This window comes from Nonomuraea sp. ATR24, assembly GCF_041950485.1.
Lineage (GTDB): Bacteria > Actinomycetota > Actinomycetes > Streptosporangiales > Streptosporangiaceae > Nonomuraea > Nonomuraea ceibae.
This window is the reverse complement of the sequence record NZ_JBGNUU010000030.1, coordinates 1-25,649: the sequence shown is the minus strand read 5'-3', so window position 1 is coordinate 25,649 and position 25,649 is coordinate 1. Positions and strand designations below refer to the sequence as shown.

The following is a 25,649-nucleotide window of genomic DNA, read 5'->3' as shown; positions in this document are numbered from 1 at the left end:
GGGTTGACGCCGGGGGCGGGTGAAAGTCATCGGTCGATGAGGCGGTTGTCCGGGAACCTGCCAGGGGTTCGGGCTGTAGGGGTGGTATGCGGCTGATGGTGGTGGGTGCGGTGTTCGTCGTACTGGTGGCTGGGTGTGCGGCGGAGTCCGCGGGGGCGGGCAGGGCCGAGGAGGCGGGGGCGTCCACGCCCGTGGCCACGCCCGCGGCCTCTCCTGTGGCCACGCCCGCCACCTCTCCCGTGGCGTCTCCCGGGGATGCGCGCAGGACCTGCGGGGGGACGGTCATGAGCGCGTCGGAGGCGGGGTTTCCCGAGGTGAAGGGCGCGGGGCGGGGCGCGGAGCTGTGGGGGTTGCTGTTCGCCGAGGTGCCGTTCGAGGCGGGGGCGGAGGTGAAGATCGTGTGGCGGATGACCGGGGAGGGTCCGTTGCGGGCGGCGGCGTCGCTGGATGGGCGGCGGGCCAGGCTGGTGTGGCTGGAGGAGCACAGCGGGTCGAGCTGGCGGCGGCCCGGTCGTGAGTGGGGCACGGGTTGGGTGTTCCCGGAGCCGGGGTGCTGGAAGGTGGAGCTGTCCAGGACCCGGGGCTCCGGGTACGTGTGGTTAGACGTCCGGTGAAGTGAGGGTGCGGTCGATGAAGGCGGTGACGTCGGCGAGCACTTCGTCGTGGTTCGTCTCGTTGAACACCTCGTGCCGGGCTTCCGGGTAGATGCGCTCGGTGAGGTCGTCGCCCCGGACGGCGTCGATGCCGGTGCGGCTGCCGGCGAGGGGGACGAGCTGGTCGTCGGCGCCGTGGATCCACAGGGTGGGGAGCGGGCCGAGGCTGCCGGCCTTGGTGATCGTCTCCAGGGTGGTCGCGAGGGCCCGGAGCGTGGGGCGTTTGAACGGGCCGTGCCAGACGAGCGGGTCGGCGGCGTAGGCGGCGCCGACGGCCGGGTCGCGGGAGAGCGTGGCCGGGTCGAGCGGCGTGTCGGGGAGTTCGTCGAGCGGGAGGAGCGTGTCGACGACCTCCCAGACGCCGATCACCGGCCCCGACAGGACGAGCGCGGCCAGGCCGGCGCCGTGGCGCTGGGCGTAGCGGGCGGCGATGAGGCCGCCCATCGAGTGGCCGATGAGCACGACGGGCACGCCGGGGTGGTCGGCGCGGGCCTGCTGCTCCACGGTGTGCACGTCGGTGACGACGTCCTCGAAGTCCTCGATGAGCACCCGTTCGCCGGCGGACCTGCCGTGGCCCATGTGGTCGGGGCCGTAGACGGCGGCGCCGTGGCGGACGAGGGTGTCGGCGACGTGCTCGTAGCGGCCGATGTGCTCGCCGTAGCCGTGGACGAGGAGCGCGACGTAGCGGGGGTCGGGGTGTGGCCACTCGCGGACGACGTTGACGCCGCGCGTGCCGTTGAACTGGTGCTCCCGGGATTCCGCCATGACTACACTCCTCGTTCGGCCGTACGCCGATCGTACGCAGGTGTTCAGAGGTCCGAAAACTGCCGACTTCCCGGGCGGCGGCGGTGTTTATCTGGTTATGAACCTGGACGAACTCGACGCCTACGGCTTCACGCTGACGGAGCCGCTGCTCACGCCCGCGCAGTGCGCGGAGATCGCCGGACTGTACGACGAGGCCGGGCGGTTCCGGTCTACGGTGGACATGGAACGTCACCGGTTCGGCCGCGGACAGTACCGATATTTCCGGCACCCGTTCCCGCCCGCGGTCGCCGAGCTGCGCGAAGCCCTCTACCCGAGGCTGCTGCCGATCGCCCGCGACTGGGCGGCGCGCCTGGGCCGCCCAGCGCCCTGGCCCGACGACCTCGGCGCCTGGCTGGAGCTGTGCCACGAGGCCGGGCAGACCCGGCCGACGCCCATCCTGCTGCGCTACCGCGAAGGCGACTGGAACGCGCTGCACCGCGACCTGTACGGGGACCTGGTGTTCCCGCTCCAGGTGGTGATCGGCCTGGACCGGCCCGGCGAGGACTACACGGGCGGCGAGTTCATGCTGGTCGAGCAGCGGCCCCGGGCGCAGTCGCGCGGCACGGCGACGCTGCTGCCGCAGGGTCGCGGGCTGGTGTTCACCACCCGCGACCGGCCGGTGCGCTCCTCGCGCGGCTGGTCGGCCGCGCCGGTGCGGCACGGCGTCAGCGTCGTACGGTCCGGGCTGCGGCACACGCTGGGCCTCGTCTTCCACGACGCCGCGTGAGCACGCCGACGGCGGCGGAGCTGGACGCCGTGCTGCGGCTGCTGGCGCAGGCCCGGGCGGAGACGGTCGTCGTGGGGCACGGCCGGGGCGCCTCGGTGGACGCCTTCCTCGCGGTCTGGCCGGGCACCGTGCTCGCGGTGGTCGACTGGCCGGAGGAGGCGGCGTCGTGGCTGCGTCAGGCCAGGCGGTTCGCCGCCGGGCCGCCGGATGCCTGGGTGGTGGCCGGGCCGCCGCTCGGCTGGGCGCGGATGGCCGCCCGGCTGCGGCAGAGCACCGGCTGGGACCCGGCGCGCACGATCGGCTTCGCCTCGACGGCCGGGGCCGTGGCGCTGGCGCCGCCCGGCACGCTGGAGGGCATGCGCGGAGCCTGCCGGGGCGGCGGCACCTGGCGGCTGGGCCGCAACCTGATCATCCGCGGGCCGGAGCGGGAGTCAGAGCGCGGGTGACTTGTCGGTCACGTAGTCGAACTCGTCGTCGGACAGGGTGCGCCGCAGCACGCGGACGACCTTGCCCGGGTCGTCGACGGGACCCGGCTGGTAGAACGGCCTGCCGTCACGCCCGAACGTGATCGCCGACGGCCCCTCCCACGTGCCGAGCAGCGGCGACACGGACGCGAAGTCCTCGTGCGGCTCGAAGCCGAGCGTGCGCGCGTACTGCTCCGAGCCGAACACCAGCGTCTGCGCCAGCTCCAGCGGCACCTCCTGCCAGCTCTTGTAGTCGCTGAAGAAGTAGTCGCGGAAGCGGCGCAGGTCGCGCTCGCTGAGCACGTCGGGACCGGCCACGTACTTGATGCCCAGGCAGTAGACGTCGGCGAGGAAGCCGCCGACCGTCATCTTGTCCCAGCCGTGGCGGCGGGCGACCAGCACCGACACCATGCCGCCGCCCGTGCCGGGCTCGTCGTCGGTCCAGCCGCGCGCCGGGTCGACGCCGAGGCCGTCGCTCCAGCCGGCGTTGGTCCAGCAGCCGATGAGCTCGGCCTCGCCGCCGGAGCCGGCGCCCTCGGCCGCGATCTCGCGCACCAGCGGCGCGACGACCGACGGCGACACGCCCAGGGCGCGGGCGATCTCCTTGGGCGAGCGGCCCTCGGCTCGCAGCTCGCGTACGCGGTCCTTCAGTTCTGCGCTGTCCACTCGCGCAGCCTAGCGGCCCGGCCGTGGACCGCGTGCGACCGCCGTGCCGCGGTTCGGGGGGCCGTAAGGGCGGCTGAAGGCGATCGTAAGCGCAGCCCGGCACCGTAGGAGCGTGGGAGCGTCAACCCCTGGGAAAGGCGGCACGTTGAGCCAGTACGAGATCATCCGCGTCTTCGACGCGCCCCGGGAGCGGGTCTTCCGGGCGTGGACCGAGGAGGGGCGGTTCGCCCGGTGGTTCGGGCCGCCGGACATGAGCACGGAGGCGGTGCTGGACGTGCGTCCCGGCGGGGCGTGGCGGGCGAGGTTCCGTGACGGCGACGGGTTCGAGGTGCTGCTGGACGGCGTCTACCGGGAGGTGGCGGCGCCGGGACGGCTGGTGTTCACCACCGGCGATCCGGAGGATCCGGGCGACGGGCCGGCGTCGGTGGTGACGGTCGAGCTGACCGAGGCGGCCGGCGGCACGCTCATGCGCTTCCGCCAGCGCGGCGTCAACACGGGCGGCGGCTCGGGCTGGGCGGGCTTCCTCGACCGGCTCGGGGAGACCCTCGCATAGCCGCCGGCCGCCGCCTGGCCAGCCGCCGGACGGCGCCCGGTCAGCCGCCGGACGGCGTCGCGGCCAGGTCGGCGGCGTCCTCCAGCTTGAGGCGGGCCCCGTCCTCGTACGCCTCCGCGAACCCCGGCTCGCCGAGGCCGGCGCGGGCGGCGGCGGTGACGCGGGCGATCTCCTCCTGCTCGGACGGCCCGGCCGGGGTGTTGTGGTGGTCGCGGACGGCGGCGGCCAGCCCGAGCAGGCGGGCGGCGGCGCGGTGCGAGCCCGTCGCCGCGAGCGCCGCGGCCAGGCCCTCCGCCGCCCCGGACGACGAGCGCGGGTCGCCGATCCGCTGCGCGGCCTCCAGCGCCTCCAGGTGCAGGCGCGCCGCGCCCGCCGGGTCGCCGCGCAGCTCGGTGAGGAAGCCCAGCTCCGTGAGCGTGACCGGCAGGTGCAGCGCGGGCTCGACGCCCGGCCCGCGCGGCACGCCGTCGAGCAGCCGGTGCAGGTGCCGGTCGGCCAGGTCCAGCTCGCCCGTGCGGCGTGCGGCGAGCGCCAGGCCCATCTCGGCCATCAGCCCGATGTCCCGGTGGCCCTGGGAGGCGGCCTGGCGTAGCGCCTTGCCGCACAGCTCCAGCGCCCTGCCGTACTCGGCGCTCTGCAGGGCGATCCAGCCGAGCCAGGCGGTGTGGCGGGCCGCCTCCGACCACAGCTCCAGTTCCTCGGCCATGCGCAGGCCCTCGGTGAACAGCTCGACGGCCCGCTCGACGTCGCCCGTCATCTCGGCGTGCCCGGCCAGCCACTCGGTGGCCTGCAACAGGCCCCACCGGTCGCCCAGCTCCCGGAACAGCCGGGCGCCCTCCTCGCCGTCACGCGCCAGCGCGTCGTGGTCGCGGCGGGTGAACGCGGACATGGCCTGCTTGCTCAGCGCCGCCGCCACGCCCCAGGTGTCGCCGTTGCGGCGGAACACGGTCAGCGCCCGGCCGATCAGCTCGTCGCACGTCGGCAGGTCGGGCGCGTTCATGCCGAGGAACAGCTCCGCCCGCGCCCGTATCGCGGGGTCGGCGATGTCGCGCAGCGGCCCCTCCCTGTCAGTCTCCTCGCCCAGCACCAGTGCGAACCCGGCCCGCCAGGCGGCGGCCCGCGCCGCCGCCTGGTCGCCCGCCGGGGCTCCGGCCAGCGCCACGTCGAACGCGCGGCGGGCCTCGGCGGGCCTGCCCCGCAGGTACCAGTACCAGCCGAGCGCGTTCACCAGGCGCAGCGCGGTCGCGGGCGTGCCCTGGTCGGCGGCGGTGGCCAGGGCGGCGCGCAGGTTGGCGGACTCGGCGTCGAGCCGTTGCAGCCAGGCGTGCTGCTCGCGCCCGTACAGGTGCGGCTCGGCCGCCTCGGCGAGCTCCGCGTAGTAGCCGGCGTGCGCACGGCGTACGGCGTCGAGCTCGCCCGCGTCGGCGAGCCTGGCCAGGCAGTATTCGGTCACCGACTCCAGCATGCGGTAGCGGACGCCCGACGGGCCGTCGGCCACGACCACGAGCGAGCGGTCCACCAGCCGGCCCAGCAGGTCGAGCACGTCCGAAGGCGCCGCCTCGGCGGAGGCGCACACGGCCTCGGCGGCCTCCAGCGTGCAGCCGTCGGCGTGCACCGCCAGGCGGCGCAGCACCGCCCGCTCCGGGTCGGACAGCAGGTCCCAGCTCCAGTCGATCACGGCCATGAGCGTCTGCTGGCGCGGCGGCGCGCCCCGCTGCCCGGAGGCCAGCAGCCGGAACCGGTCGTCCAGCCGCGCCACCACGCCGTGCACGCCGAGCAGCCGCACCCGGGTCGCGGCCAGCTCCAGCGCCAGCGGGATGCCGTCGAGGCGGCGGCAGAGCTGCGCGACCGCCTGCGCGTTGCCCGCGTCGAGCGCGAACCCGCGCGCCGATGCGGCGGCCCTCGTCACGAACAGCCGCACCGCGTCCGAGCCCGCCATGACCGTCAGGTCGGTGCTGTCGGGCACGCCGAGCGGCGGCACCGCCCACAGCACCTCGCCGTCGACGGCCAGCGGCTCCCTGCTCGTGGCCAGGATGCGCAGCTCGGGCGCGGCCCGCAGCAGCAGCTCGGCCAGCTCGGCGACCTGATCGACGACGTGCTCGCAGTTGTCCAGCACGAGCAGCAGGGGGCGGTCGCGCAGCGCGTCCGCCAGCCTCTCGGCCGGGGTGCCCGAGCCGGCGTCCTGCCGGATGTCGAGCGCCGCCAGCACCGGCTCCGCCAGCGACGGCGTGCGCCGGTCGAGCGGCGCCAGCTCCACCAGCCACGCCCCGCCGGAGAACTCCCCCACCATCCGGGAGGCCGTCTCCAGCGCCAGCCGCGTCTTGCCGACGCCGCCGCTGCCGGTGAGCGTCACCAGCCGTTCGGTGCCGAGCAGCGAGCGCACCTCCGCCAGCGCGTCCTCGCGGCCGATCAGCTTGCTCAGCGCGGCGGGCAGGTTCGTCGCGGGGCGTTCGGCCGGCGCGTTGAGCGCGGGGTCCTGGTCGAGGATCGCCTGGTGCAGCGCCACCAGGTCGGGCCCGGGGTCGAGGCCGAGCTCGTCGGCCAGCCGCTCGCGCAGTTCGGCGTAGGCGGCCAGCGCGTCGCTCTGCCTGCCGGCCCGGTACAGCGCCCGCATCTGCGCCGCGCGCAGCCGCTCGCGCAGCGGGTGGCGGGCCACCAGGTCGCCCAGCTCGCCCACCAGCAGGCCGTGCTCGCCCAGCTCCAGGCGGGCCTCCGCGTGCAGCTCCAGCGCCGTCAGCCGCTGCTCCTCCAGCCGCGTGACCGCCGTGCGCAGGTGCTCCTCGTCGGCGAAGTCCGCGTACGCCGCCCCGCGCCACAGCGCGAGCGCGTCGCCGAGCAGCGCCGCCCTGGCTCCCGGGCTGCCCGCGGCCTCGGCCCGGGCCAGCAGCTCCGCGAACCGCACGGCGTCCACGTCGGCGGCGCGCAGCAGGTAACCAGGGGCCTTGGAGACGATCAGCTCCCGGCCGCCGGGCTCGGCGTCCTCCAGCGCCTTGCGGAGCTGGGAGACGCGGACCTGGAGGGCAGCCGACGGGTTGCCGGGCGGCTCGTCGCCCCACAGGTCGTCCACGAGCCGGTCGGCCGACACCGTACGGCCCTCGTGCGCGAGCAGGTCGGCCAGCAGGGCGCGCACCTTCAGCCCGGGAATCGTGACCGGCTCCCCCTCGTCGGTCCACACGGCCAGCGGGCCAAGCACCCCAAAACGCATGCCCGTCACCTTATGCGGTGCCGCTTCCCCCCGGGGTTGTCACGGGGAGGCGGGCGGGGCCTTGCGGGCGGAGCCCCGGTAGGCGTCACTCGGGTAGCGGCGCTCGACCGTGTCGAGCTTGGCCGAGGCCGCGGCGACGAGGTCGACGCCGAGCACGTCGGCGAGCCGGACCAGGTAGTTGGTCACGTCGCCCAGCTCGGCGGTGACGCGGGCGAGCGTCTCCGGGTCGAGGGCGCGGGACTCGTCGGGCGTGAGCCACTGGAGCTCGGCGACCAGCTCGCCGACCTCACCGGCCAGGGCCATGGCGAGGTTCTTGGGCGTGTGGAACTGCTCCCAGTCGCGTGCCGCGGCGAACGCGCGCAATCGTGCGGCATGCCGCTCCAACTCCGTCACAGGACACGACCTTACGGCGTCAGAGGTCGGCGTCGTGGACGAGGATGGCGGCCTGGACGCGGTTGGTCAGGTCGAGCTTGGCCAGCACCCGGCTCACGTGGGCCTTGACGGTGGCCTCCGACAGGTGCAGCTCGCGGCCGATCTCGGCGTTGGACAGGCCGCGGGCCAGCGCCCTGACCACCTCCTCCTCGCGGCCGGTCAGCGAGGCGAGCTGCCTGCGGGCCGCCTCGGCGCGGGTGGGGGCCTTGTCGACGAAGGCGTGGATGATCCGCTTGGTGACCGACGGCGACAGCATGGCCTGCCCGGCGGCGACGGCGCGCACGGCGGCGATGAGGTCGCGGGGCGGGGTGTCCTTCAGCAGGAACCCGACCGCGCCGAGCCGCAGCGCCTCGTGCACGTACTCGTCGAGGTCGAACGTGGTCAGCATGATCAGCTTGGGCGGCTCGGGGGCGGCCAGGAGCCGCGCGGCGGCGGTCAGCCCGTCGGCGCCCGGCATGCGTACGTCCATGAGGACGACGTGCGGTCTGAGGCGGGTCACGGCCGTGACGGCCTCGTCCCCGTCGCGGGCCTCGCCGACGACCACGATGTCGCCGGCCGCCTCCAGGATCATCCGGAGGCCGGACCTGACCAGGGCCTCGTCGTCGGTCACGAGCACCCGGATCACGCGCTCACCCCGCCTGCCGCTTCCGCCGGGATGGCGGCGATCACGTCGAAGCCGCCGTCGTCGCGCCGGCCGGCGTGGAGCGTGCCGCCGAGCAGCTCGACCCGTTCGCGCAGGCCGACGAGCCCCCAGCCGGCGCCCGGGAGGGTCCGGCCGGGGCCGGGGGGCGGCTCGTTGCGCACCTCGACCCGGAGCTCGGCAGGCAGGTAGCGGATGTGGACGTCGGTACGGGCGTCGGCGGCGTGTTTGTGCACGTTGGTCAGGGCCTCCTGGACGACGCGGTAGGCGGTGCGCTCCACGGTGGCGGCGAGCTGCCGGGCCTCGCCGTGGGCGTGCCTGCCGATCGTGATGCCGAGGGCCCTCGACTGGTCGAGCAGGCGGTCGAGGTCGTCGAGCGTGGGCTGCGGGGCGAGGGCGGGCGGCTGGGCGGGGCCACGCAGGACGCCGAGGATCTCGCGCAGGTTGGTCAGCGCCTCCCGCCCGATGTCGCCGATCATGGCGGCGGCGCCGGTGGTGCGCTCGTCGGCGGCGCCCACTTCGAGCGCGCCGGCGTGGAGGACCATGAGCGAGACGCGGTGCGCGACGACGTCGTGCATCTCGCGGGCGATGCGGGCGCGCTCCTGGGCGCGGGCCTGCTCGGCGCGCATGACCTGCTCGCGTTCGAGCCGGTCGGCGCGCTCGCGGGCGGCGGCTAGCACCTCGCGCTTGGCGCGCACCCACAGGCCGAGCAGCAGCGGCAGCCCGATCATGGCGGCGGCCATGAGGGCGGCGTTGGCGGGGGTGGCGGTGACCATCTCGCGGGTGCCGCCGCTCGCCCGGCCGGCCAGCACCGAGGCGGCCATCATGACGACGGCCAGGCCCAGGTAGGCGCCGAGCTCGCGCCGGGTGCGCCAGGTGGTGCCCGCGTAGTAGGACGCGACGACGACGGGCGGCCACATGACCAGCCAGGGGTAGAGCACGGCGCCGATGATCGCGAGCGGCCACCAGGACCGGCGGACGGCGACCACCGCCGCGCCGCCCGCCACGAGGGCGGCGGCGCCCCGCAGCGCGGGCGAGGCGGACGCGGCGCCGCCGGTGACGGCCGCCGCCGAGGCGACGAGCACCAGCGCGCCGACCAGCGCCGGCACTGCGGCCTCGATCCGTTTGCTCACCTGCACGTTCGCCAGCGTACGGTGGCCGCCCGGGTGGACGGATCCGACGTTCGTCTACATACGTGACCGACGAACGGCTGCACCGCCGGGGGCAGGCGGCCGCACTTGCGTCCCGGCGTTCAGCGGAAGCGGCCGGCGTTCCTGGCGGCCCACTCGGCGTAGGCGTGCGGCAGGCGGCCGGTGGCCTGGCGCACCCCGGGGAGGATGGGGGCGGTCGTGCCGGTGGCGGCGGCCAGGACGTCGATCATGGCGTCCGCGACCGCGGGCGGGTGGCCGGCGAGGAGTTCCGCGCGGAGCTCCTGCGGGGACAGCTCGGCGAAGCGGAGGGTCCGTCCGAGCACCTCGCCGAGGATCGCGACCCGTTCGACGGTGGTCAGCGCCTGCGGCCCGGACAGCTCGTACGTGCGTCCGGCGTGGCCGTCGTCCAGCACGGCGGCGGCGACGACGGAAGCGACGTCGTGCTCGTCGACCTGGGCGAGCGAGGCGGCGGGGAAGGCGGCGGGCACCGTGTCCCCGGCCCGGATCGCGGGCGCCCACGGCAGGTCGTTGGCCATGAAGGCGGTCGGCCGGACGAACGTCCAGGGCAGGCCGGAGGCGCGTACGGCGTCCTCGTTGGCCCGGTGCTGCCGCTCGATGAGGCCGGGCCCGCCGGGCAGCGACGCCGAGGACAGCAGGACGATCCGGCGCACGCCGGACTTCCGGGCGAGCGCCAGCAGGCCGGCGAGGGCCCAGCCGGGCACGGGGCACAGGTAGGCCACCTCCACGCCGTCGAACGCCGGCTCGACGGACGCCGCCTCCCGCAGGTCGCCGGGCACGGCGACGGCGCCGCCGGGCAGCCGGGCCTCGCCGGGGCGTCTGGTGAGCGCCCGCACGGGCGCGCCCGCCTCGGTGAGTTCGTGGACGACCCGGCCGCCGATGCGGCCGGTGGCTCCGGTCACGAGTATCACGTGCGTGCTCCTTGCTCAGACGCCCAGCAGGGCGATGCTGTAGACGACGATCCAGGCAGCCCAGCCGACCCAGCCGAGCAGGCCGATCACCCCGGCGCGGCCGGCGCCCCCGGCGTTGTACGGGGCGGCCGCGGAGGAGACGAAGAGCAGGGCGGCGCTGATCCAGCCCAGCCAGGCGTGCCAGGCGGGGATGAACGCGAGACCCGCCCCGGCGGCGGTGAAGCCGAGCACCGCGATGGCCAGGAAGACCTGGTTGAACCCGAACAGCACGTTGCCGAACGCCCACAGCCCGGCGACCGAGCCGCGGTGGTGCCGGGCGGCCGCGGCCGTCCCGAACCGGAGCGACTCGACCACCATGAAGGTGGCGTTCTGCATGAGGACCCCGGCGAACCCGGTCAGGGCCCAGATGTTGCTGCCGGTCTGCCCGTCGCGCCAGAGCACGGCGAGCAGCCCGGCGGCGAACAGCGTGGTGAACAGCCAGGTGGCCGGCACGACCACGGAGGGCGCGTTGATGCGCTTGCCGATCCCGGCCAGCGCGTCGGTGGTGGCCTCCAGGGACAGGCCGGAGGTGGGCAGCGGGAGCCCGGCGCGGACGTAGAGGACGTTGACGACGATGGCGAGCAGGACGAATCCCATGCCTGCCGCACCCGCCAGACTGGTGACGGTCACGGTGACCACCAATTGGTTTTACGGTACATATATTGAATGTAAGTCACGGAAAGTCTGGACGCAATCATGGAGAACGAGACCGGGCGGCGCCGCTACACCTCGCTGCGCCGCGTGGCGCAGGCCCATCAGACGCGGGCGGAGATCGCCGAGGCCGCACGGAGGCTGTTCCTGTCACAGGGATGGGCCGCGACCACCGTGCGCGACGTCGCCCGGGAGGCAGGGGTCTCCGTCCCGACCGTCTACGCGGCGTACCAGAACAAGGCGGGGCTGGTCCGGGCGCTGGCCGACGCCGCGGACCTGGCCGCGGACCTGCCCCAGGCGATCGAGGAGCTGGAGGCCACCGGCGACCCCCGGCGGCACCTGGCGGCGATGGCCGGCTACGACCGGCGGCTGTTCGAGCGGGCGGGCGACCTCATCACGCTGATACGTGAGGCGGGCCGCACCGAGCCCGAGATCGCGGACTTCTACCTCCAGGGCCGGCGGCAGGTCGGCGAGCTGCGCACGCAGGTGTTCGCCTCGTGGCCGGACGGCACGCTCCGGCCCGGCCTGGACGTCGCCACCGCCGTCGACATCTACGCCGCCCTGTGCAACATCGACGTCTACACGACGCTCCACGTCGAGCGTTCCTGGTCACCCGGCCGGATCGAGCAGTGGTGGGGCGAGGCGCTGGCCCGCGAACTGCTGAGCCCGGCCACCGCCCGCTGAGATCAGAGGCCCAGCAGCCCGGCGACGGGCACGGGCGGGGCCGCAGCCTGGGGGACGCTGGCCGGGTCGGCGTCGCGGACGGCCAGGCGGTTCAGCAGGAAGGCGAGCGTGGTCCCGTACACGACGTGCCCGGCGGCCATCACGGCGGGACGCCCGGGGGCGTCGCGCCCGATGGGCGGGAGCTGGCTCAGGCGCGGCGCCCAGCCGGAGTAGCTGACGACCCAGATCGTCAGCGCGTAGCCGACGGCGAGCGGGGCGCGGCGGGTCCGGCCGCGGGTCAGCAGCGCGAAGGCGGCGCCCGCGCCCGCGCCGAAGCCGAGGTGGGCCAGCGCGCCGAGAACTCCCTCGCCGGGCTTGCGGCGGTGCTTGCTGCCGGGCAGCAGGCCGCGGGCGATGTGCTTGGGCGGCTGGCCGCGCATCAGCCCGGCCTTCTCGCCGGCCACCATGACGCCACTCATGGCGACGGTGGCCAGCGTGCCGCTCACGGCGCCGTTGACGAGGTCACGCATCATGCCCTGCGGCTGCCCCGCGCCCCGGCGCCGAAACGCTAGACGGCGGCAGTGCTCTCGCGGACGATCAACTCGGTGGCGAGCTCGACGCGCCGGGCCTCGGGCGACTCGCCGCGCCGCATGGCCAGGACGGTGCGGGTGGCCAGCGCGGCCATCTCCTGCAGCGGCTGGCGCACGGTGGTCAGCGGCGGCCAGGCGGACTCCGACAGCGGCAGGTCGTCGAAGCCGACGACGCTGAGGTCCTGCGGGACGCGCAGGCCGCGCTGGCGGGCGGCCTCGAAGACGCCGAACGCCATCAGGTCGGAGCCGGCGAAGATGGCCGTGGGCGGCTCGTCGAGCGCGAGCAGCGCGTGGCCCTGGTCGTGGCCGGAGTCGACGAGGAAGGTGCCGCGGCGGATGAGCTCGGGCGCGAGCGGCACCCCGGCGGTCTCCAGGGCGGCGCGGTAGCCGTCGATCCTGGCCTGGCTGCAGAGCATGTCGGCGGGCCCGCTGATCATGCCGATGCGGCGGTGGCCGAGCTCCAGCAGGTGGCGGGTGGCGGCCAGGCCGCCGTTCCAGTTGGTGGCGCCGACGGACACGACGCCGGGCGCGGGCTCGCCGTCGGGGTCGACCACGACGAACGGCAGCGAGCGGGCGGCGAGCTGGTCCTGGACGCCGGCCGACAGGCGGGAGGCGACGATCACCACGCCGTCGGTGCGCCGTCCGGCGAGCCGGTCGAGCCAGTCGCGGCCGGGACCGGCGTGGGTGTGCAGGACCGAGATGACGACGCTGGCCCCGGCCTCGTGGGCGGCGGACTCGGCGCCGCGCACGATCTCCATCGCCCAGGGCGACTCCACCTCGGCGAAGACCAGGTCGACGAGCCCGGCCGGGGTGTCGTCCTGGCTGATGCGCCGCTGGTAGCCGTGCTTGTGGAGAAGCCGTTCGACGCGGTGCCGGGTCGCCGGCGCGACCTCGGGACGACCGTTGATGACCTTGGACACCGTGGGGATCGACACCCCGGCCTCCTCGGCTATCAGGGCGATCGTCACCCGCCTCTTCGCAGACATAGATCAGAAGTTTAGCCGAAACTTTCGGAATCCGGGGTGACGAGGGTAGTGGGATCGCTCCCATGACACCTATTGACGCGTAACGCAGCGTTTACCTATGCTCCGGACATCGAAATTATCGGGGGGTTCACGAAATTTTCGTTGGCAAATGAAGGGCGCCCCTGAAATGAAACGAACGGTCACCTTGATCGCGGCAGCCGTGCTCGTCGCGGGTTGCGGAGGCGGCGAGGCGCCGCAGCCCGGGTCCGAATCCGGCGCGCCGCAGAAGGTCACGCTGGAATGGTGGCACCTGTCCACGTCCGACCCGCTCAAAACCGTGTACGAGAAGCGCGCCAAGGAGTTCCAGGCCGCCAATCCCAACGTCACCATCAAGATGACGGTGCTGGAGAACGAGGCGTACAAGTCAAAGGTCACCACGCTCACCCAGTCGGGCAAGGCGCCCGACCTGTTCGCCACCTGGGGCGGCGGCGTGCTCAAGCAGCAGGTCGACGCCGGCCTGGTCAAGGACATCTCCGCCGACGTGGCCCCGGTCATCGACACCTTCACCACCGCCGCCCTGGCCGCCTACCAGTTCGACGGCAAGACGTACGCGCTGCCGACCGACATCGGCATGGTCGGCTTCTGGTACAACAAGAAGCTCTTCGAGAAGGCCGGCATCGCCGAGCCGCCGACCACCTGGTCCGGCTACCTCGACGCGGTCAGCAAGCTCAAGGCCGCCGGCATCACGCCGATCGCCCTGGCCGGCAAGGAGAAGTGGCCGGGCCACTACTACTGGGCCTACCTGGCCATGCGCATCGGCGGGCTGCCCGCGCTCCAGCAGGCGGCGGTGGACCACGACTTCACCAAGCCCGCGTTCGTCCAGGCCGGGCAGCAGCTCAAGGCGCTGGCCGACCTGCAGCCGTTCCAGAAGGGCTTCCTCGGCGCCGCCTACTCCACCCCCGACGGCCAGGCGGCCACCGTCTCCAACGGCAAGGCCGCGATGGAGCTGATGGGCCAGTGGGCCCCGAACGTGCAGATCGACGCCGGCAAGGGCCTCGGCGAGGACCTGGGCTTCTTCCCGTTCCCGGCGGTCGAGGGCGGCCAGGGCGCCATCACCGAGGCGTTCGGCGGCGGTGGCGGCATGGCCGTGGGCGCCGACGCGCCGCCGGAGGCGATCGAGCTGCTGAAGTTCCTCACCAGCGAGGAGAACCACACCAAGGCCGTCGCGGAGAACGCGGTGCTCCCCGTGCTCAAGGGCGAGGAGAGCGCGGTCAAGGACGCCAACCTCAAGATCGTGGCCGACTCCCTGGCGACCGCGACGGGCTTTCAGCTCTACCTCGACCAGGCCTACCCGCCCGCCGTCGGCGCCGAGGTCAACGACAGCGTCGCCGAGCTGCTGGCCGGCGCCAAGACCCCGGAGCAGGTGGCCCAGGACATCACCGAAGTGGCCAAGAGCGAATGACGACGATCACCCGTAGGCCGGAGGCCAGGCGGCTTCCGGCCCACGCCCGCCCGAACCGGGGCAGACGGCGGAGCTGGGTGGCGATCACCCTGTTCGTCCTGCCGGCTCTCGCCCTCTTCCTGCTGCTGGTCGTGGCCCCGATCGTGGTGGCCGTCTACGCCAGCGGCTTCAAGTGGAACGGGTTCGGCGGGCTTCCCACCGACTTCATCGGCTTCGACAACTTCACCCGGCTGCTCGAGTCCGAGATCTTCTTCACCGACATGTGGCACCTGCTGGTCCTGGTGCTGCTCTGCCTGGTGGTCCAGCTCCCGATGGCGCTGGGCATCGCCATGCTGCTCAACCAGCGCATCCGCGGCCGGGCGATCTACCGGCTGGTGTTCTTCTCGCCGTACGTGCTGTCCGAGGTCATCACCGGCGTGCTGTTCTCGCTGATCCTGTCGCCCACCTCCGGGCTGGCCAACGGGATTCTCGGGCTGGTCGGGCTGGAGTCGGAGTTCCTGGCGGACCAGGACACCGCGCTCATGTCGCTGTTCGTCGTGATGACCTGGAAGTACTTCGGCTTCCACATGATGATCTACCTGGCGGGCCGGCAGAACATCCCGAACGAGCTGCTGGAGGCCGCCAGGATCGACGGCGCGACCGGCTGGGAGGTCTTCCGGCACGTCACGCTGCCGCTGCTCGGGCCGACGATCCGGATCAGCGTGTTCCTGTCGGTCATCTACACCATCCAGCTGTTCGACCTGGTCTGGATCCTCACCGAGGGCGGCCCGGCGCACTCGACCGAGACGCTCGCCGTCACCATGTTCGACATCGGCTTCGGCCGCTCCCAGGTGGGTTACGCCAGCGCGATCAGCGTGGTGATGTTCGTGCTCAGCCTCGTCTTCGCCCTGGGTTATCAGCGGTTCGTGATGCGCCGCGACCTGGAGGGCGCGACCACCGCCATGGGAGACACCCGTTGAAGCGACCCACCCTGCCCCTGCACGCGATCGCCTGGATCGTCGGCGCGTTCATCCTCATCCCGATCGTGTACGCGGTCCTCGGCGGCTTCAAGGACACCAGCCAGCTCTCGACCAACCCGTTCGGCCTGCCCAGCCCGTGGGAGACCGGCAACTACACCGAGGTGCTGGCCGCGGGCTCGTTCTGGCGCCAGATGTGGAACAGCACGTTCATCGCGGTGCTCACCACGATCGTCACGGTGTCGCTGTCGGCCATGGCCGCGTACGTGTTCGCCCGCTTCGCCTTCCGGGGCAGGGAGCTGCTGTTCACGGTCTTCACGGCCGGGCTGATGTTCCCGTTCGCGGTCGCCATCCTGCCGATCTTCGTCATGCTGCGCACGCTCGGCCTGGTCGACAACGCGTGGGGCGTGATCCTCGTGCAGGCGGCGTTCGGGCTGCCGCTGACGATCATCATCCTGCGCGGCTTCTTCCGGAGCATCCCGGGCGAGATCGAGGAGGCGGCCACGCTCGACGGCTGCGGCCCGTTCGCCTTCTTCTGGCGCATCCTGCTGCCGATGGCCCGGCCCGCGCTCGCCACCGTGTCGGTGCTGGCCATCGTCGGGAGCTGGAACAACTTCATGCTGCCGCTGGTCGTCTTCAGCGACGAGGCGAGCTGGACGCTGCCCCTCGGCATCCAGCAGTTCCAGGGCCAGTACAGCTCCGACACCTCACGCATCCTCGCCTACCTGGTGCTCGCCATGGTGCCCGCGCTCGGCTTCTACGCCGTCGCCGAGCGCCACCTCATCGGCGGTCTCACCGCAGGAGCTACGAAAGGCTGACCATGCTGCACGTCTCCGGAACGCGGCTCCTCACGGCCGAGAACCAGCCCGTACGGCTGCGCGGCGTCGGGCTGGGCGGCTGGATGAACATGGAGAACTTCATCACCGGCTACCCGGCCGACGAGTCGTCGATGCGCGCCTCGGTCAGGCAGGTGCTGGGCGAGGACCGGGCCGCGTTCTTCTTCGACCGGCTGCTCACCTCGTTCTTCACCGAACGGGACGCCGACCTGCTGGCCGGGCTGGGCATGAACTGCGTGCGCATCCCGGTCAACTATCGCCACTTCGAGTCGGACGAGCGGCCGTTCGAGATCATCGAGGACGGGTTCCGCCACCTCGACCGGGTCATCGACCTGCTCGGCGAGCGCGGCGTCTACAGCGTGATCGACCTGCACGCGCTGCCGGGCTCGCAGAACCAGCACTGGCACTCCGACAACGCCACCCACGTCGCCGCGTTCTGGCGGCACCGGCACTTCCAGGACCGGGCGGTCAACCTGTGGGAGGCCATCGCCGACCACTACCGCGACCATCCCTGGGTGGCCGGGTACAACCCGGTCAACGAGCCCGGCGACCCGACCGGCAAGGTCGTCGGCCCGTTCTACGACCGGCTGGTCAAGGCCGTGCGCGCGGCCGACCCCGGGCACGTGCTCTTCCTGGACGGCAACACGTACTCGACGGACTTCTCGATCTTCCGGGAGGTGTACGAGAACACGGTGTTCGTCTGCCACGACTACGCGCTGGCCGGGTTCGCGCACGGCGGCGGCTACCCGGGCTACACGCGCGGGGAGTGGTGTGACCGGCGCGAGCTGGAGCGGACGTTCGAGCGGCGCTCGCGCTTCCAGCGGGAGACGGGGACGCCGCTGTGGGTGGGCGAGTTCGGGCCCGTCTACACGGGCGATCCGGAGCGTGACCACGAGCGCTACCAGATCCTGCGCGACCAGCTGGAGATCTACGATCGGCACGAGGCCGGCTGGGCGCTGTGGACGTACAAGGACGTGGGGTTGCAGGGGCTGGTCAGCGCGTCCGGGCCGTACCTGGAGAGGTTCGGGCCGTTCATCGCCAAGAAGGCGCGGCTGGGCGCGGACCGGTGGGGCTCGACCATGGAGGAGTCGGCGGACGTCGTCGGGCCGCTGCACGCCCTGGTGGACGCCGAGTTCCCCGGCTGGGCGCCCTACCCGTGGGGCGCCCGCTACCAGACCGACGACCTCGTCAGGCACATCCTCATCGCCCAGGCCATGCTGCCCGAGTACGCCGAGCTGTTCAGGGGCCTCGGCGACGACGAGCTGGCGGCGCTGGCCGACTCGTTCGCGCTGGAGCGCTGCGTGCGCCGGCAGCCGCTGCTCGACCTGCTGGCCCAGAGCCTGTCAGGGAGTCCAGGTCGCTGAGACCAGGGTCGGCAGCGCGCACTCACCCGGGTCGACGAAGACGAGCACGGGCGAGGTGACCGGGGCCGGCAGGTCGAGCTCCAGCGTGTTGCCGGTCGTGATCCTGGTCGGCATCGGCAGGGCGCCGTCCTGGACGCTCATGACGCCGGTCACGGAAGGCGCCGCCGAGCACAGCACCTCGCGGGCGGCGTGACGCAGCCGCCTGGCCTCGCCGCCCGCCCGCCGCACCGCCCGGCGCATCAGCGCGCGGTCGCGGGCGGTGGCGGGGCGCAGGGTGGTGTCGGCCCGGCTGCCGAGCCGGATCGTCAGCCGCCCGCCCGAGCCGAACATGCCGGGCGGGACCGGGTTCACGACGAACATCCCGGTACGCACCGTACGGGGGCCGCGCCGGTTCGGGTTGGCCAGCCCGCCCGAGCTGATCAGCGACAGGATCTCGCAGCGGGCTCCGTCGAGCGTCTCGCCGCCGCCGGGCTCGCCGTCGTCGCGGCCCTCCTCGAACGCGACGCCGTCGATGCGCAGCCCGGCGGTGCCGCACTCCATGATCGCGTCCGCCACGGCCGCGCGCACCCCGGCGTCCACGCCGCCGCCCTCGGCGATGTCGAGTGCCTCCACGCACACCAGCCCGTCGTCGGGCACCTCCTCGGGCAGCAGGTCGAAGGCCGCCTGCGCGCTGCGGATGCCGTTGCCGCCCTTGAGCAGCACGCACTGGCGCAGCCGCCCCTGCGAGCGCACCTGGATGAGCCGGGGCCGCGTCGCCGCCCTGCCCTGCGCGTCCGGCAGATGCCAGCCCGGCATCGACGTGGCGTCCACCGCCAGCGACACCTTGACCCGCAGCCGCCTGCCCCGCGCCGCCACCTTGAACCCGGCCAGCCCGGACCGCTCGAACCGGCCCACGATCTGCTCGCCGCGATGCAACTGGTCGGTCACCTGCAACGCCGCCGCCCGCCCGCTGAACACCTCGACCGGCGGCGACAGCGGGACGATCTCCTCGTCGAGCGTCGTGGCGGCCCCGGTCAGCGTTGTCGTGCTCATCATGCGCTCCTCGATGCGGTCAGGGCCGCGGCCAGCCCCGCTTGGTCCCGGAAGTCGAACCGGCTCAGCAGCGGCTCGCGCCGCTCCCACATGCGGCGCACCGCGCAGTGCAGCGGATCGCCGTCGCGCTCCACGTGCCGCATGCTGACGGACAGCGCCCGCAGATACTCCTCGCCGTCGCCCAGCTCCCAGTGCGGCAGCAGCGGCGAGGACACGTCGGCGCCGCACCGGTAGAGCCACAGCCACAGCCGGGCCCGCTCACGCTGCTCCGGGCCGAGCGTCGACTCGCCCTTGGCGTGCCGGGCGACGGCGTCGGCCAGCAGCCGCCAGTAGTCGGCCCGCGTCTCGGCCACGTTCGACAGGCCGCAGCCGCTCCACTCCGACCAGCCGGCCTGGATGACGGGGATGCCGAACGCGGGCAGCTCGCTGGAGACGCTGCCGCGCACGGTGACCCCGGCGTCCGTCAGGCTCCACAGCATGTTCTTCGACAGGTCGAGGCTGGGCGCGAACGCCAGATGCGACCGCCCCGCGTAACGGGCCGCGACGGACCCGAAGTGCCCCGTGACGTCGTAGCGCTCCTGGCTCGGATGGTCCAGGAACAGCCAGCTCACCGACTCCTCCGCCGCCGCGAACTCGGCGGTCTCCTCGAACCACTCGGCCAGGTCGCCGAACACCTCCCGGTTCGCCCCCACCGCGTCGGACACGGCGTGGTTGAACACGGTGAAGATCGGCCGGTCCGGCTCGATGCCGAGCCGGTCGCAGGCGTGCCGCCGGAGCTGGCGGCGCTCGGTCTCCGTACGGACCTCGAACGAGCTCACGTTGCCCGCCCGCCACCAGCTCGGCCTGCCCAGGTTGCCCTTCGCCCGCCAGGCCACCAGCTCCGCGCCCGGCCTGATCAGCTCCCGGTTCGCCCACACGTGCTCGTCGAAGTAGGCGGCGATCCTGCGGGTCAGCTCCTCACGGAAGCCGCCCGGGCCGCGCGCCTCACCCGGGAAGAGCGCGTACGCCTTCAGCGACCCGGTGCTCTGAGCGTGCACCACCGGGACGTCGCGGCGCATCGCGGTCTCGACCGCGAGCCCCCACTGGTCATAGTCCACGTGGCTGGTGACCAGCGCGGCGGGCGCGAGCTCGGCGAACAGCCGGTCGTACACGGCGGAGAAGGCGCGGGCGCGGGCCCGGCGAGCGCGGTGCTGCTCGTCCTCCGCGTGCGGCAGCCGGGGCACCAGGTTCAGCCGGATCAGCGTCGCCTTCTCCACGACGTCCAGCGCCGCCGCGTCGACGCCCTCGGCGGGCGCGTCACCCTCGTCGGCGAGCCGCCGGTCGGCCAGCTCGTGCACGTCGACGACCTCGGCCGCGCCGAACGCCTCGGCCAGCCGCCGCACCCGCTCGACGTCGTAGTCGTCCCACAGCGCCCGGGTCCAGTCACGGTCGGTGCCCACCAGCACGACCAGCCGGGCGGCGGTCAGATCGCACAGCGCGTTCGCCAACAGCAGGTTGCGGACGATCACGCGGATGTCCTGGTGCATGGCCTCCGCGACCACGCACGTTCCCGGCCCGGCGGGGCGCCTGCCCCAGTAGGCCCTCGCAGCGGAGAGCAGCCGGTCGAACTGCTCCCCATCCCCGGCACGTCGCATCTGGCCCTCCCAGCTCGTCGCGGCGCCGTCGACCCTGCCAGCACGGGCGGAGCGCCCGCCCGGCCGACACGCCATCCTTTGCCATCGCCGCCGTGCGCCTTTACCTGCGCGCGCTCGGCCCGAACACGTGCGTGTTGTCGCCCCGCTCCGGGTCCAGGTGGGAGACCGGCACCCGCACCCGGTACGAGGCCCGCTCCCCGGCGACGCCGCGGACCGGGAACGACACCGTGACCGGGTCGCCGGGCCGCACCACGCCCGCCGGGCACGTCACCTGCCGCCCGCTCGCCCGGCAGCGCGACCCCGGCGCCAGGCTCACGCCGTGCGGCAGCTCGAAGGTCACCGGCACGCTCGCCGCCACCAGCCCGCGCATCGTCACGACCGCGCTCACCCTGGCGCCCGAGACCGACCCCTTGACCGACAGCGCGTCGTAGACGCCGTGCGGGTCCGCGTCACGCACCAGCGCGCCGTAGCTGGCCCGGCCGAACGGGTTGGCGACCGCGTAACCGGCCGTGGACTCGTCCGCCGCGCCCGACGACAGCACGCCCAGCAGCAGGCCGGTGTCCCGGTCGAGCCACGGGCCGCCGCTGTTGCCGCCGAACAGGTGACAGTTGTCCGTGTAGAGGCGGCCCGTCACCCTGCGGTCCGGGCGCGCGTACCCGGACCAGGGCTGCGTCCGGCCCAGGCACCACAGCTGCCGGGTGCCGTCGTACGGCTCGTCGCTCGGGTAGCCGAGCGTGGTGACGGTGAACCGGCCGCCCTCGTTGCGCAGCGGCGTGTACGCGCCGACCGTGCCCTGCAGCGTCCGGTCACCCCGCCGCCCGACCTCGACCAGCGCCAGGTCGTAGATCGAGTCCCAGTCCCAGTGGCCCTCGCCGGTGAAGGCGCGCGGCTTCCACACCCGCCGCGCGCCCCACACCCCGTAGGGCGCGCGATCGGCCGACGCCTTGGCATGGCCGTCGTACGCGGGCACGAACGCCAGGTTCGACGACCACCGGCCGCGGTTGTCGCGCTTGGACACCCCGTACACGCAGTGCGCGGCGGTGGCCAGCAGGAGCCTGCTCCCCGAGTTGACCACGGCGCCGCTGCACGAGCGGCGGGTGCCGTCGGCGTCCAGGAAGAACAGGCGACCGGTGGCGCGGCTGTTGGCGGCCCTGGTGTAGGGCCTGCGCATGCGGCCGTAGCCGTTGGCGTCGGCGCCCGGGGTGAGCCGCTCGGCCACCGGCACGCTCACCGGCCGGCCCTCGCTCCCCAGCACGGCCGGCCTGGGCCCCGGCTGCTCCCCGGGCCCTTCCACCGGCCGCCCTCCTGGCCGCTCCCCTGGCCGCTCCCCTCGCTCTGCCGAGCGCTCCTCCGAGCGTTCGCCTGGCCGTTCGCCCGGCCTTGCCGCCGGGCGGTCGCCCGTGCGCCCGCGCCGTTTCCCGGCCGGCAGCACCATGGCCTCCGGCAGCTCGGCGGCGTCGGCCTTGGACTGCTTCCTGGCCGTCCAGTAGTCCACCGCGCGTGCCGGGTCCATCACCGGCGACGCGTCGGCCGGCGGCACGGGCTCCGGCGCCGCGTGCGCGGGCGGCGCGGCCGGCCCCAGCGGCACTGTCCAGGCCGTGCCGGCGACGGCGAGCGCGAGCAGGGTCCTTCGGCGTGACATCGGTCCCCCTGAGCATCGAGATCAAATCCCCCTCAGCACACTAAGTCACCGTTGCCGCACAATCAGTGAGCCGCGCGCTGCCACCGCCGTACCGGCAAAATGGCTGGATATGACGGAAATTACGGGCCGAGTCACGCTCGTCCCCCTGACGGTCGCCGACGCCGACGAGATGGTCGGCGTGCTCGCCGGCGACCTCTACGCCTTCACCGGCGGCACCGCCCCCACCCTGGACGAGCTCCGCACCCGCTACGCCCGCCAGGTCACCGGCGGCCCGCCCGGCCAGCGGTGGCACAACTGGATCATCAGGGTCGCCGGCGAGGCCGTCGGCTACGTCCAGGCGACGATCACCCACGAGGGACGGCGGGCCGAGATCGCCTGGGTCGTCGGCGAACGACAGCAGGGCCACGGCTACGCCACCGAGGCCGCCCGCGCCCTGGTCGCCTGGCTCGACGAGCACGGCGTCACCACCGTCGAAGCGCACATCCACCCCGACCACGCCGCCTCCGCCGCCGTGGCCCGCCGCGCCGGCCTGACCCCCACCGGCCGCTTCGACGACGGCGAACGCCTCTGGCGGCGCGGCCCCGCCTGACCGGCAACCGCCCGCCCGTCACCGACAATGGCAGGGCAACGCGATCAGGGGGGAACACATGCGCATCGACCTCACCGGCAAGACCGCGCTGGTCACCGGCTCCACCCAGGGCATCGGCGCCGCCATCGCCACCGGCCTGGCCACCGCCGGGGCCACGGTCGCGGTCAACGGCCGCGGTGAGGCGTCCGTCGCGTCCGCGCTCGACCGCATCCGCGCCGCGCACCCCGGCGCCGTCCTGCTGGCCGCCCCCGGCGACCTGGCCACCGACGAGGGCGCAGCCCGGGTGCTGGAGGACCTGCCCGCCGTGGACATCCTGGTCAACAACCTGGGCATCTTCGGCGCCCAGCCGGCGCTCGACATCACCGACGCCGAATGGCGCCGCTACTTCGAGGTGAACGTGCTCGCCGCGGTCCGCCTGACGCGCGCCTACCTGCCCGGCATGCGGGAACGGTCCTGGGGCCGCATCCAGTACATCGCCAGCGACTCCGCCGTCGTCATCCCCGCCGAGATGATCCACTACGGCATGACCAAGACCGCGCTGCTCGCGGTGTCGCGCGGCTTCGCCAAGGAGGCGGCGGGCAGCGGCGTCACCGTCAACTCGGTGATCGCCGGGCCCACCCACACGGGCGGCGTCGAGGACTTCGTCTACCAGCTCGTCGACCGCGACCTGCCGTGGGAGGAGGCGCAGCGGGCGTTCATGCGCGAACACCGGCCCCAGTCGCTGCTGCAACGCCTCATCGAGCCCGAGGAGATCGCCAACCTGGTCGTCTACCTCAGCTCCCCGTACGCCTCCGCCACCACGGGCGCGGCCGTCCGCGTGGACGGCGGGTACGTGGACTCGATCCTGCCGTAGGAATGTCGGTGCGCTCTGCCAGGCTCCGGCGTCATGACACGCCAGGAATCCCCCTGGGACGAGCTGCGCCGCCTCATCGACGCCGGTGACGTCCCCGGCACCGTCGCCGCGGTGACCGTCCTCGACGCCGCCGGCCGCCGCCTCGTCGCCCGCGAGCTGCCCGGCCACGTCCAGGTCGCCCGCGCCCACGCGGCCGAGGTCGCCGCCGCCCGCCGCGCCCGCCGCGAGCAGGAACGCCGCCTCGCCTCAACCTTCCCGCGCCCCTGGGACCATGAGCACGAGATCGACGACCATCCGGAATGGGCCGAGCCGATGCGGATCGCGGGAGCCGGCGTGCTCAGCCCCGCCGCCGCGGCCGCCTGGATCACCCGGCGCGACTTCGACCTGTGGGACCTCGACGGCTACCCGCTGTTCGCCGACCACGGCCCCCTCCTGGAGGTGATCGCCGCCCGCCCGCCCGAGTGGCAGGCCGACGTGGCCGTGCGGCTCGCCCTCCGCATCCGGCCGCCCCGCCCGCGCGAGCGCGGCTCCGACCGCACCCTCCCCCTCGTCCTGGCGCTGCTGCGCGCCACCGGCGTCACCCCGCCCGACCACGACCCGCTGGTGGTGGCGTACGTGTCACGCGACGCCCTGCTGAGCAGCCTGCGCGGCGACCCGCTGCTGCCCGGCCTGCTGCCGCGCCTGTTCACCGCCCAGGGCGTCGGCCTGGCGCTGCGCCACCAGCAGCACGGGCCGCTGTCCTGGCTCACCGCCCTGCACACCCTCGCCCGGGAGGGCGTGATCAGCCGCGACCTGCTGCTCGACGGCTGCCGCCGCCGCTTCCTGCTCGGCGGCGACGCGATCGAGCTGCGCTTCTTCACCCGGCTCCACGAATCCCTGGCGCCCACCGAGGCCGAGATCGCCGCCCACGCGACCACGTACCTGCGCCTCCTCCCGACCGCGCCCGGCCCCGTCGCCGAGCTGGCGCTGACCCACCTGCGGCGGCTGCCCGCCCTCGACCCGGCCGACCTGGCGGAAGCCCTGGAGGCGCTGCTGTTCCGCCGCGAGACCGGCCTCGTCCGCGCCGGGCTCTCCTGGCTCGCCGCCGTCCTGCGCGCCTCCCCCGCCCTGGCCGACACCCTCACCCCGGCCCTGACGCCCACCTTCGGCCACCCCACGCGCTCCGTCCAGGAACGAGCCGTCCGGCTGCTGCTCCGCCACGCCGCCCGCCTCACCCCGGCCACCGCCGCCACCCTGCGCCAAGCCGCCACCCCCCTGGACGACGACCTCCACGCCCACCTCACCACCGCCCTCACCCGAGCCTGACCTCCCCGCACCCCGGCAAGCCACTTCGACGGGCGCCGCCCCCTGGCCACCCGCCCATCGGCCGTGCCAGCAGGCCCATCGAGGACCGCCCGCCCCTCACCCCACCGTTTGCAGCGGCGACCCGTCCCACAGCGGGCCATCTCACAGGCGGGCCGCCCCACAGGCGGACCGTCCCACAGGGACCGTCCCACAGGCGGGCCGCCCCACAGGCGGACCGTCCCACAGGGACCGTCCCACAGGCGGGCCATCTCACGGGCGGACCGTCCCACAGGCGGACCGTCCCACGGGCGGACCGTCCCACGGGGGCCGCCCAGGGGTGCCGTCCCACGGGCCCCGCCGCACACGGGGAGGCCGCACACGGGGAGGCCGCACACGGGGAGGCCGCACATGGGCGGGCCATCTCACGGGGACCATCCCACGGAGGGCCAGGCCCTCATTGGGCCTCCGCCGTCCGCTGCGGCGGGGAGCCGGTCCCGGACCGGCCGCCCGCGCCGGACCCCGCCGTTTGCGGCGGCAAGGTGGCCCACGTGGGCCCCCTCACTTGGTGATCTGGTGCGACCGGATTGGGGTGGACGGTAGGCGGGCCGGTGGCGAGGCCGGCGTGTGGGTGGGCACCCCGCCGCACGGCTGCGGATGGGCGGCTGTGCCGGCCTTTGGCCTCCCGCCGGCGGTGGGTGGAGGGGCCGCCCCGGGTGGGGGCGGTTCCTCGGGGGGTTCCTCGGGGGGCCTGGCCTCGGGGGACCTCGGGGGGCCTCGGGGGACCTCGGGGACCTCGGGGGGCCTCCGTGGGGGGTTCCTCGGGGCCAGTGGAGGTCAGGGATGCCAGGGGTACGGGGTGGTGGTG

25 protein-coding genes are annotated in these 25,649 nt (G+C 74.0%); 12 read left to right on the top strand and 13 right to left on the bottom strand.

The annotated features are described in order from the left end of the window. Window positions 1-284: 284 nt before the first annotated feature. On the top strand, window positions 285-614 hold the full coding sequence (locus tag ACBI99_RS41815) for a hypothetical protein (protein ID WP_219505401.1): 330 nt from the start codon (window positions 285-287) through the stop codon (window positions 612-614). Here ACBI99_RS41815 and ACBI99_RS41810 read toward each other — a convergent pair. Continuing rightward, window positions 600-1,418, bottom strand: a complete 819-nt coding sequence (locus tag ACBI99_RS41810; protein ID WP_357583824.1) for a lysophospholipase — start codon at window positions 1,416-1,418, stop codon at window positions 600-602. The genes ACBI99_RS41815 and ACBI99_RS41810 overlap by 15 nt on opposite strands. A gap of 97 nt (window positions 1,419-1,515) precedes the next feature. Between ACBI99_RS41810 and ACBI99_RS41805 the strand changes: the two genes are divergently transcribed. Continuing rightward, the gene (locus tag ACBI99_RS41805) at window positions 1,516-2,184 is read left to right on the top strand and encodes a 2OG-Fe(II) oxygenase (protein WP_219505398.1); all 669 of its coding nucleotides are present in this window, start codon (window positions 1,516-1,518) and stop codon (window positions 2,182-2,184) included. Next, on the top strand, window positions 2,181-2,630 hold the full coding sequence (locus tag ACBI99_RS41800) for a hypothetical protein (RefSeq protein WP_219505397.1): 450 nt from the start codon (window positions 2,181-2,183) through the stop codon (window positions 2,628-2,630). Before ACBI99_RS41805 ends, ACBI99_RS41800 begins: the two co-directional genes overlap by 4 nt. Here the strand turns inward: ACBI99_RS41800 and ACBI99_RS41795 are convergent. Further along, window positions 2,616-3,314, bottom strand: a complete 699-nt coding sequence (locus ACBI99_RS41795) for a helix-turn-helix domain-containing protein (RefSeq protein WP_308125762.1) — start codon at window positions 3,312-3,314, stop codon at window positions 2,616-2,618. The genes ACBI99_RS41800 and ACBI99_RS41795 overlap by 15 nt on opposite strands. A gap of 145 nt (window positions 3,315-3,459) precedes the next feature. Between ACBI99_RS41795 and ACBI99_RS41790 the strand changes: the two genes are divergently transcribed. Then, entirely contained in the window at window positions 3,460-3,867 is a 408-nt protein-coding gene (locus tag ACBI99_RS41790) for an SRPBCC domain-containing protein (RefSeq protein ID WP_375074999.1), read from the top strand. Window positions 3,868-3,907: 40 nt separating this feature from the next. Here the strand turns inward: ACBI99_RS41790 and ACBI99_RS41785 are convergent, their stop codons facing one another. From ACBI99_RS41785 to ACBI99_RS41760, 6 genes are all read right to left on the bottom strand, one after another. Continuing rightward, window positions 3,908-7,072 (bottom strand): BTAD domain-containing putative transcriptional regulator, encoded by a 3,165-nt coding sequence (locus tag ACBI99_RS41785; protein WP_375074998.1) that lies wholly within the window; start codon window positions 7,070-7,072, stop codon window positions 3,908-3,910. A gap of 39 nt (window positions 7,073-7,111) precedes the next feature. After that, window positions 7,112-7,465, bottom strand: a complete 354-nt coding sequence (locus tag ACBI99_RS41780; protein ID WP_375074997.1) for a nucleotide pyrophosphohydrolase — start codon at window positions 7,463-7,465, stop codon at window positions 7,112-7,114. Window positions 7,466-7,484: 19 nt separating this feature from the next. Then, window positions 7,485-8,129 carry a response regulator transcription factor gene (locus ACBI99_RS41775; RefSeq protein ID WP_219505389.1) on the bottom strand — a complete coding sequence of 215 codons (645 nt, stop codon included), beginning with the start codon at window positions 8,127-8,129 and terminating at the stop codon, window positions 7,485-7,487. Further along, complete coding sequence (locus ACBI99_RS41770) at window positions 8,126-9,283, bottom strand: sensor histidine kinase (RefSeq protein WP_375074996.1); 1,158 nt, start codon at window positions 9,281-9,283, stop codon at window positions 8,126-8,128. Before ACBI99_RS41770 ends, ACBI99_RS41775 begins: the two co-directional genes overlap by 4 nt. Before the next feature lie 113 nt (window positions 9,284-9,396). Beyond that, window positions 9,397-10,224, bottom strand: coding sequence for an NAD(P)H-binding protein (locus ACBI99_RS41765; RefSeq protein WP_375074995.1), 828 nt, complete (start codon window positions 10,222-10,224; stop codon window positions 9,397-9,399). A 15-nt stretch (window positions 10,225-10,239) separates the two neighbouring features. Beyond that, window positions 10,240-10,893 (bottom strand): hypothetical protein, encoded by a 654-nt coding sequence (locus ACBI99_RS41760; RefSeq protein ID WP_219505382.1) that lies wholly within the window; start codon window positions 10,891-10,893, stop codon window positions 10,240-10,242. A gap of 66 nt (window positions 10,894-10,959) precedes the next feature. Between ACBI99_RS41760 and ACBI99_RS41755 the strand changes: the two genes are divergently transcribed. Beyond that, window positions 10,960-11,598 carry a TetR/AcrR family transcriptional regulator gene (locus tag ACBI99_RS41755; protein ID WP_219505380.1) on the top strand — a complete coding sequence of 213 codons (639 nt, stop codon included), beginning with the start codon at window positions 10,960-10,962 and terminating at the stop codon, window positions 11,596-11,598. Between the two features lie 2 nt (window positions 11,599-11,600). Here the strand turns inward: ACBI99_RS41755 and ACBI99_RS41750 are convergent, their stop codons facing one another. Both ACBI99_RS41750 and ACBI99_RS41745 read right to left on the bottom strand, forming a co-directional pair. Beyond that, on the bottom strand, window positions 11,601-12,110 hold the full coding sequence (locus ACBI99_RS41750; RefSeq protein ID WP_246644987.1) for a DUF6789 family protein: 510 nt from the start codon (window positions 12,108-12,110) through the stop codon (window positions 11,601-11,603). Window positions 12,111-12,145: 35 nt separating this feature from the next. Beyond that, window positions 12,146-13,153, bottom strand: coding sequence for a LacI family DNA-binding transcriptional regulator (locus ACBI99_RS41745; protein WP_219505378.1), 1,008 nt, complete (start codon window positions 13,151-13,153; stop codon window positions 12,146-12,148). Between the two features lie 166 nt (window positions 13,154-13,319). Here ACBI99_RS41745 and ACBI99_RS41740 point away from each other — a divergent pair, with 166 nt between their 5' ends. The 4 genes from ACBI99_RS41740 (at window position 13,320) to ACBI99_RS41725 (ending at window position 17,750) form a co-directional block, all read left to right on the top strand. Next, complete coding sequence (locus ACBI99_RS41740; RefSeq protein WP_357583833.1) at window positions 13,320-14,594, top strand: extracellular solute-binding protein; 1,275 nt, start codon at window positions 13,320-13,322, stop codon at window positions 14,592-14,594. A gap of 77 nt (window positions 14,595-14,671) precedes the next feature. Further along, on the top strand, window positions 14,672-15,553 hold the full coding sequence (locus ACBI99_RS41735; RefSeq protein ID WP_357583835.1) for a sugar ABC transporter permease: 882 nt from the start codon (window positions 14,672-14,674) through the stop codon (window positions 15,551-15,553). Further along, complete coding sequence (locus ACBI99_RS41730; RefSeq protein WP_219505373.1) at window positions 15,550-16,368, top strand: carbohydrate ABC transporter permease; 819 nt, start codon at window positions 15,550-15,552, stop codon at window positions 16,366-16,368. The genes ACBI99_RS41735 and ACBI99_RS41730 overlap by 4 nt, the downstream gene beginning before the upstream one ends. Before the next feature lie 2 nt (window positions 16,369-16,370). After that, window positions 16,371-17,750 carry a glycoside hydrolase family 5 protein gene (locus ACBI99_RS41725; protein WP_375074994.1) on the top strand — a complete coding sequence of 460 codons (1,380 nt, stop codon included), beginning with the start codon at window positions 16,371-16,373 and terminating at the stop codon, window positions 17,748-17,750. Here the strand turns inward: ACBI99_RS41725 and ACBI99_RS41720 are convergent. The 3 genes from ACBI99_RS41720 to ACBI99_RS41710 all read right to left on the bottom strand — a co-directional run bounded on the left by ACBI99_RS41720 (window position 17,730) and on the right by ACBI99_RS41710 (window position 22,058). Next, complete coding sequence (locus ACBI99_RS41720) at window positions 17,730-18,785, bottom strand: hypothetical protein (RefSeq protein ID WP_375074993.1); 1,056 nt, start codon at window positions 18,783-18,785, stop codon at window positions 17,730-17,732. The two genes, ACBI99_RS41725 and ACBI99_RS41720, sit on opposite strands and share 21 nt — an antisense overlap. Further along, complete coding sequence (locus ACBI99_RS41715; RefSeq protein WP_357583841.1) at window positions 18,782-20,416, bottom strand: hypothetical protein; 1,635 nt, start codon at window positions 20,414-20,416, stop codon at window positions 18,782-18,784. Before ACBI99_RS41715 ends, ACBI99_RS41720 begins: the two co-directional genes overlap by 4 nt. A gap of 100 nt (window positions 20,417-20,516) precedes the next feature. Beyond that, complete coding sequence (locus ACBI99_RS41710) at window positions 20,517-22,058, bottom strand: trypsin-like serine peptidase (RefSeq protein WP_375074992.1); 1,542 nt, start codon at window positions 22,056-22,058, stop codon at window positions 20,517-20,519. 109 nt (window positions 22,059-22,167) lie between these two features. Here ACBI99_RS41710 and ACBI99_RS41705 point away from each other — a divergent pair, with 109 nt between their 5' ends. The 3 genes from ACBI99_RS41705 to ACBI99_RS41695 are packed head-to-tail and all read left to right on the top strand — an operon-like array spanning window position 22,168 to window position 24,805. Continuing rightward, window positions 22,168-22,647: a GNAT family N-acetyltransferase gene (locus tag ACBI99_RS41705; protein WP_375074991.1), complete on the top strand. Its 480-nt coding sequence runs from the start codon at window positions 22,168-22,170 to the stop codon at window positions 22,645-22,647. A gap of 58 nt (window positions 22,648-22,705) precedes the next feature. Continuing rightward, the gene (locus ACBI99_RS41700; RefSeq protein WP_219505361.1) at window positions 22,706-23,500 is read left to right on the top strand and encodes an SDR family NAD(P)-dependent oxidoreductase; all 795 of its coding nucleotides are present in this window, start codon (window positions 22,706-22,708) and stop codon (window positions 23,498-23,500) included. Between the two features lie 33 nt (window positions 23,501-23,533). Next, window positions 23,534-24,805: a DUF6493 family protein gene (locus ACBI99_RS41695; RefSeq protein WP_375074990.1), complete on the top strand. Its 1,272-nt coding sequence runs from the start codon at window positions 23,534-23,536 to the stop codon at window positions 24,803-24,805. Window positions 24,806-25,649 lie beyond the last annotated feature (844 nt).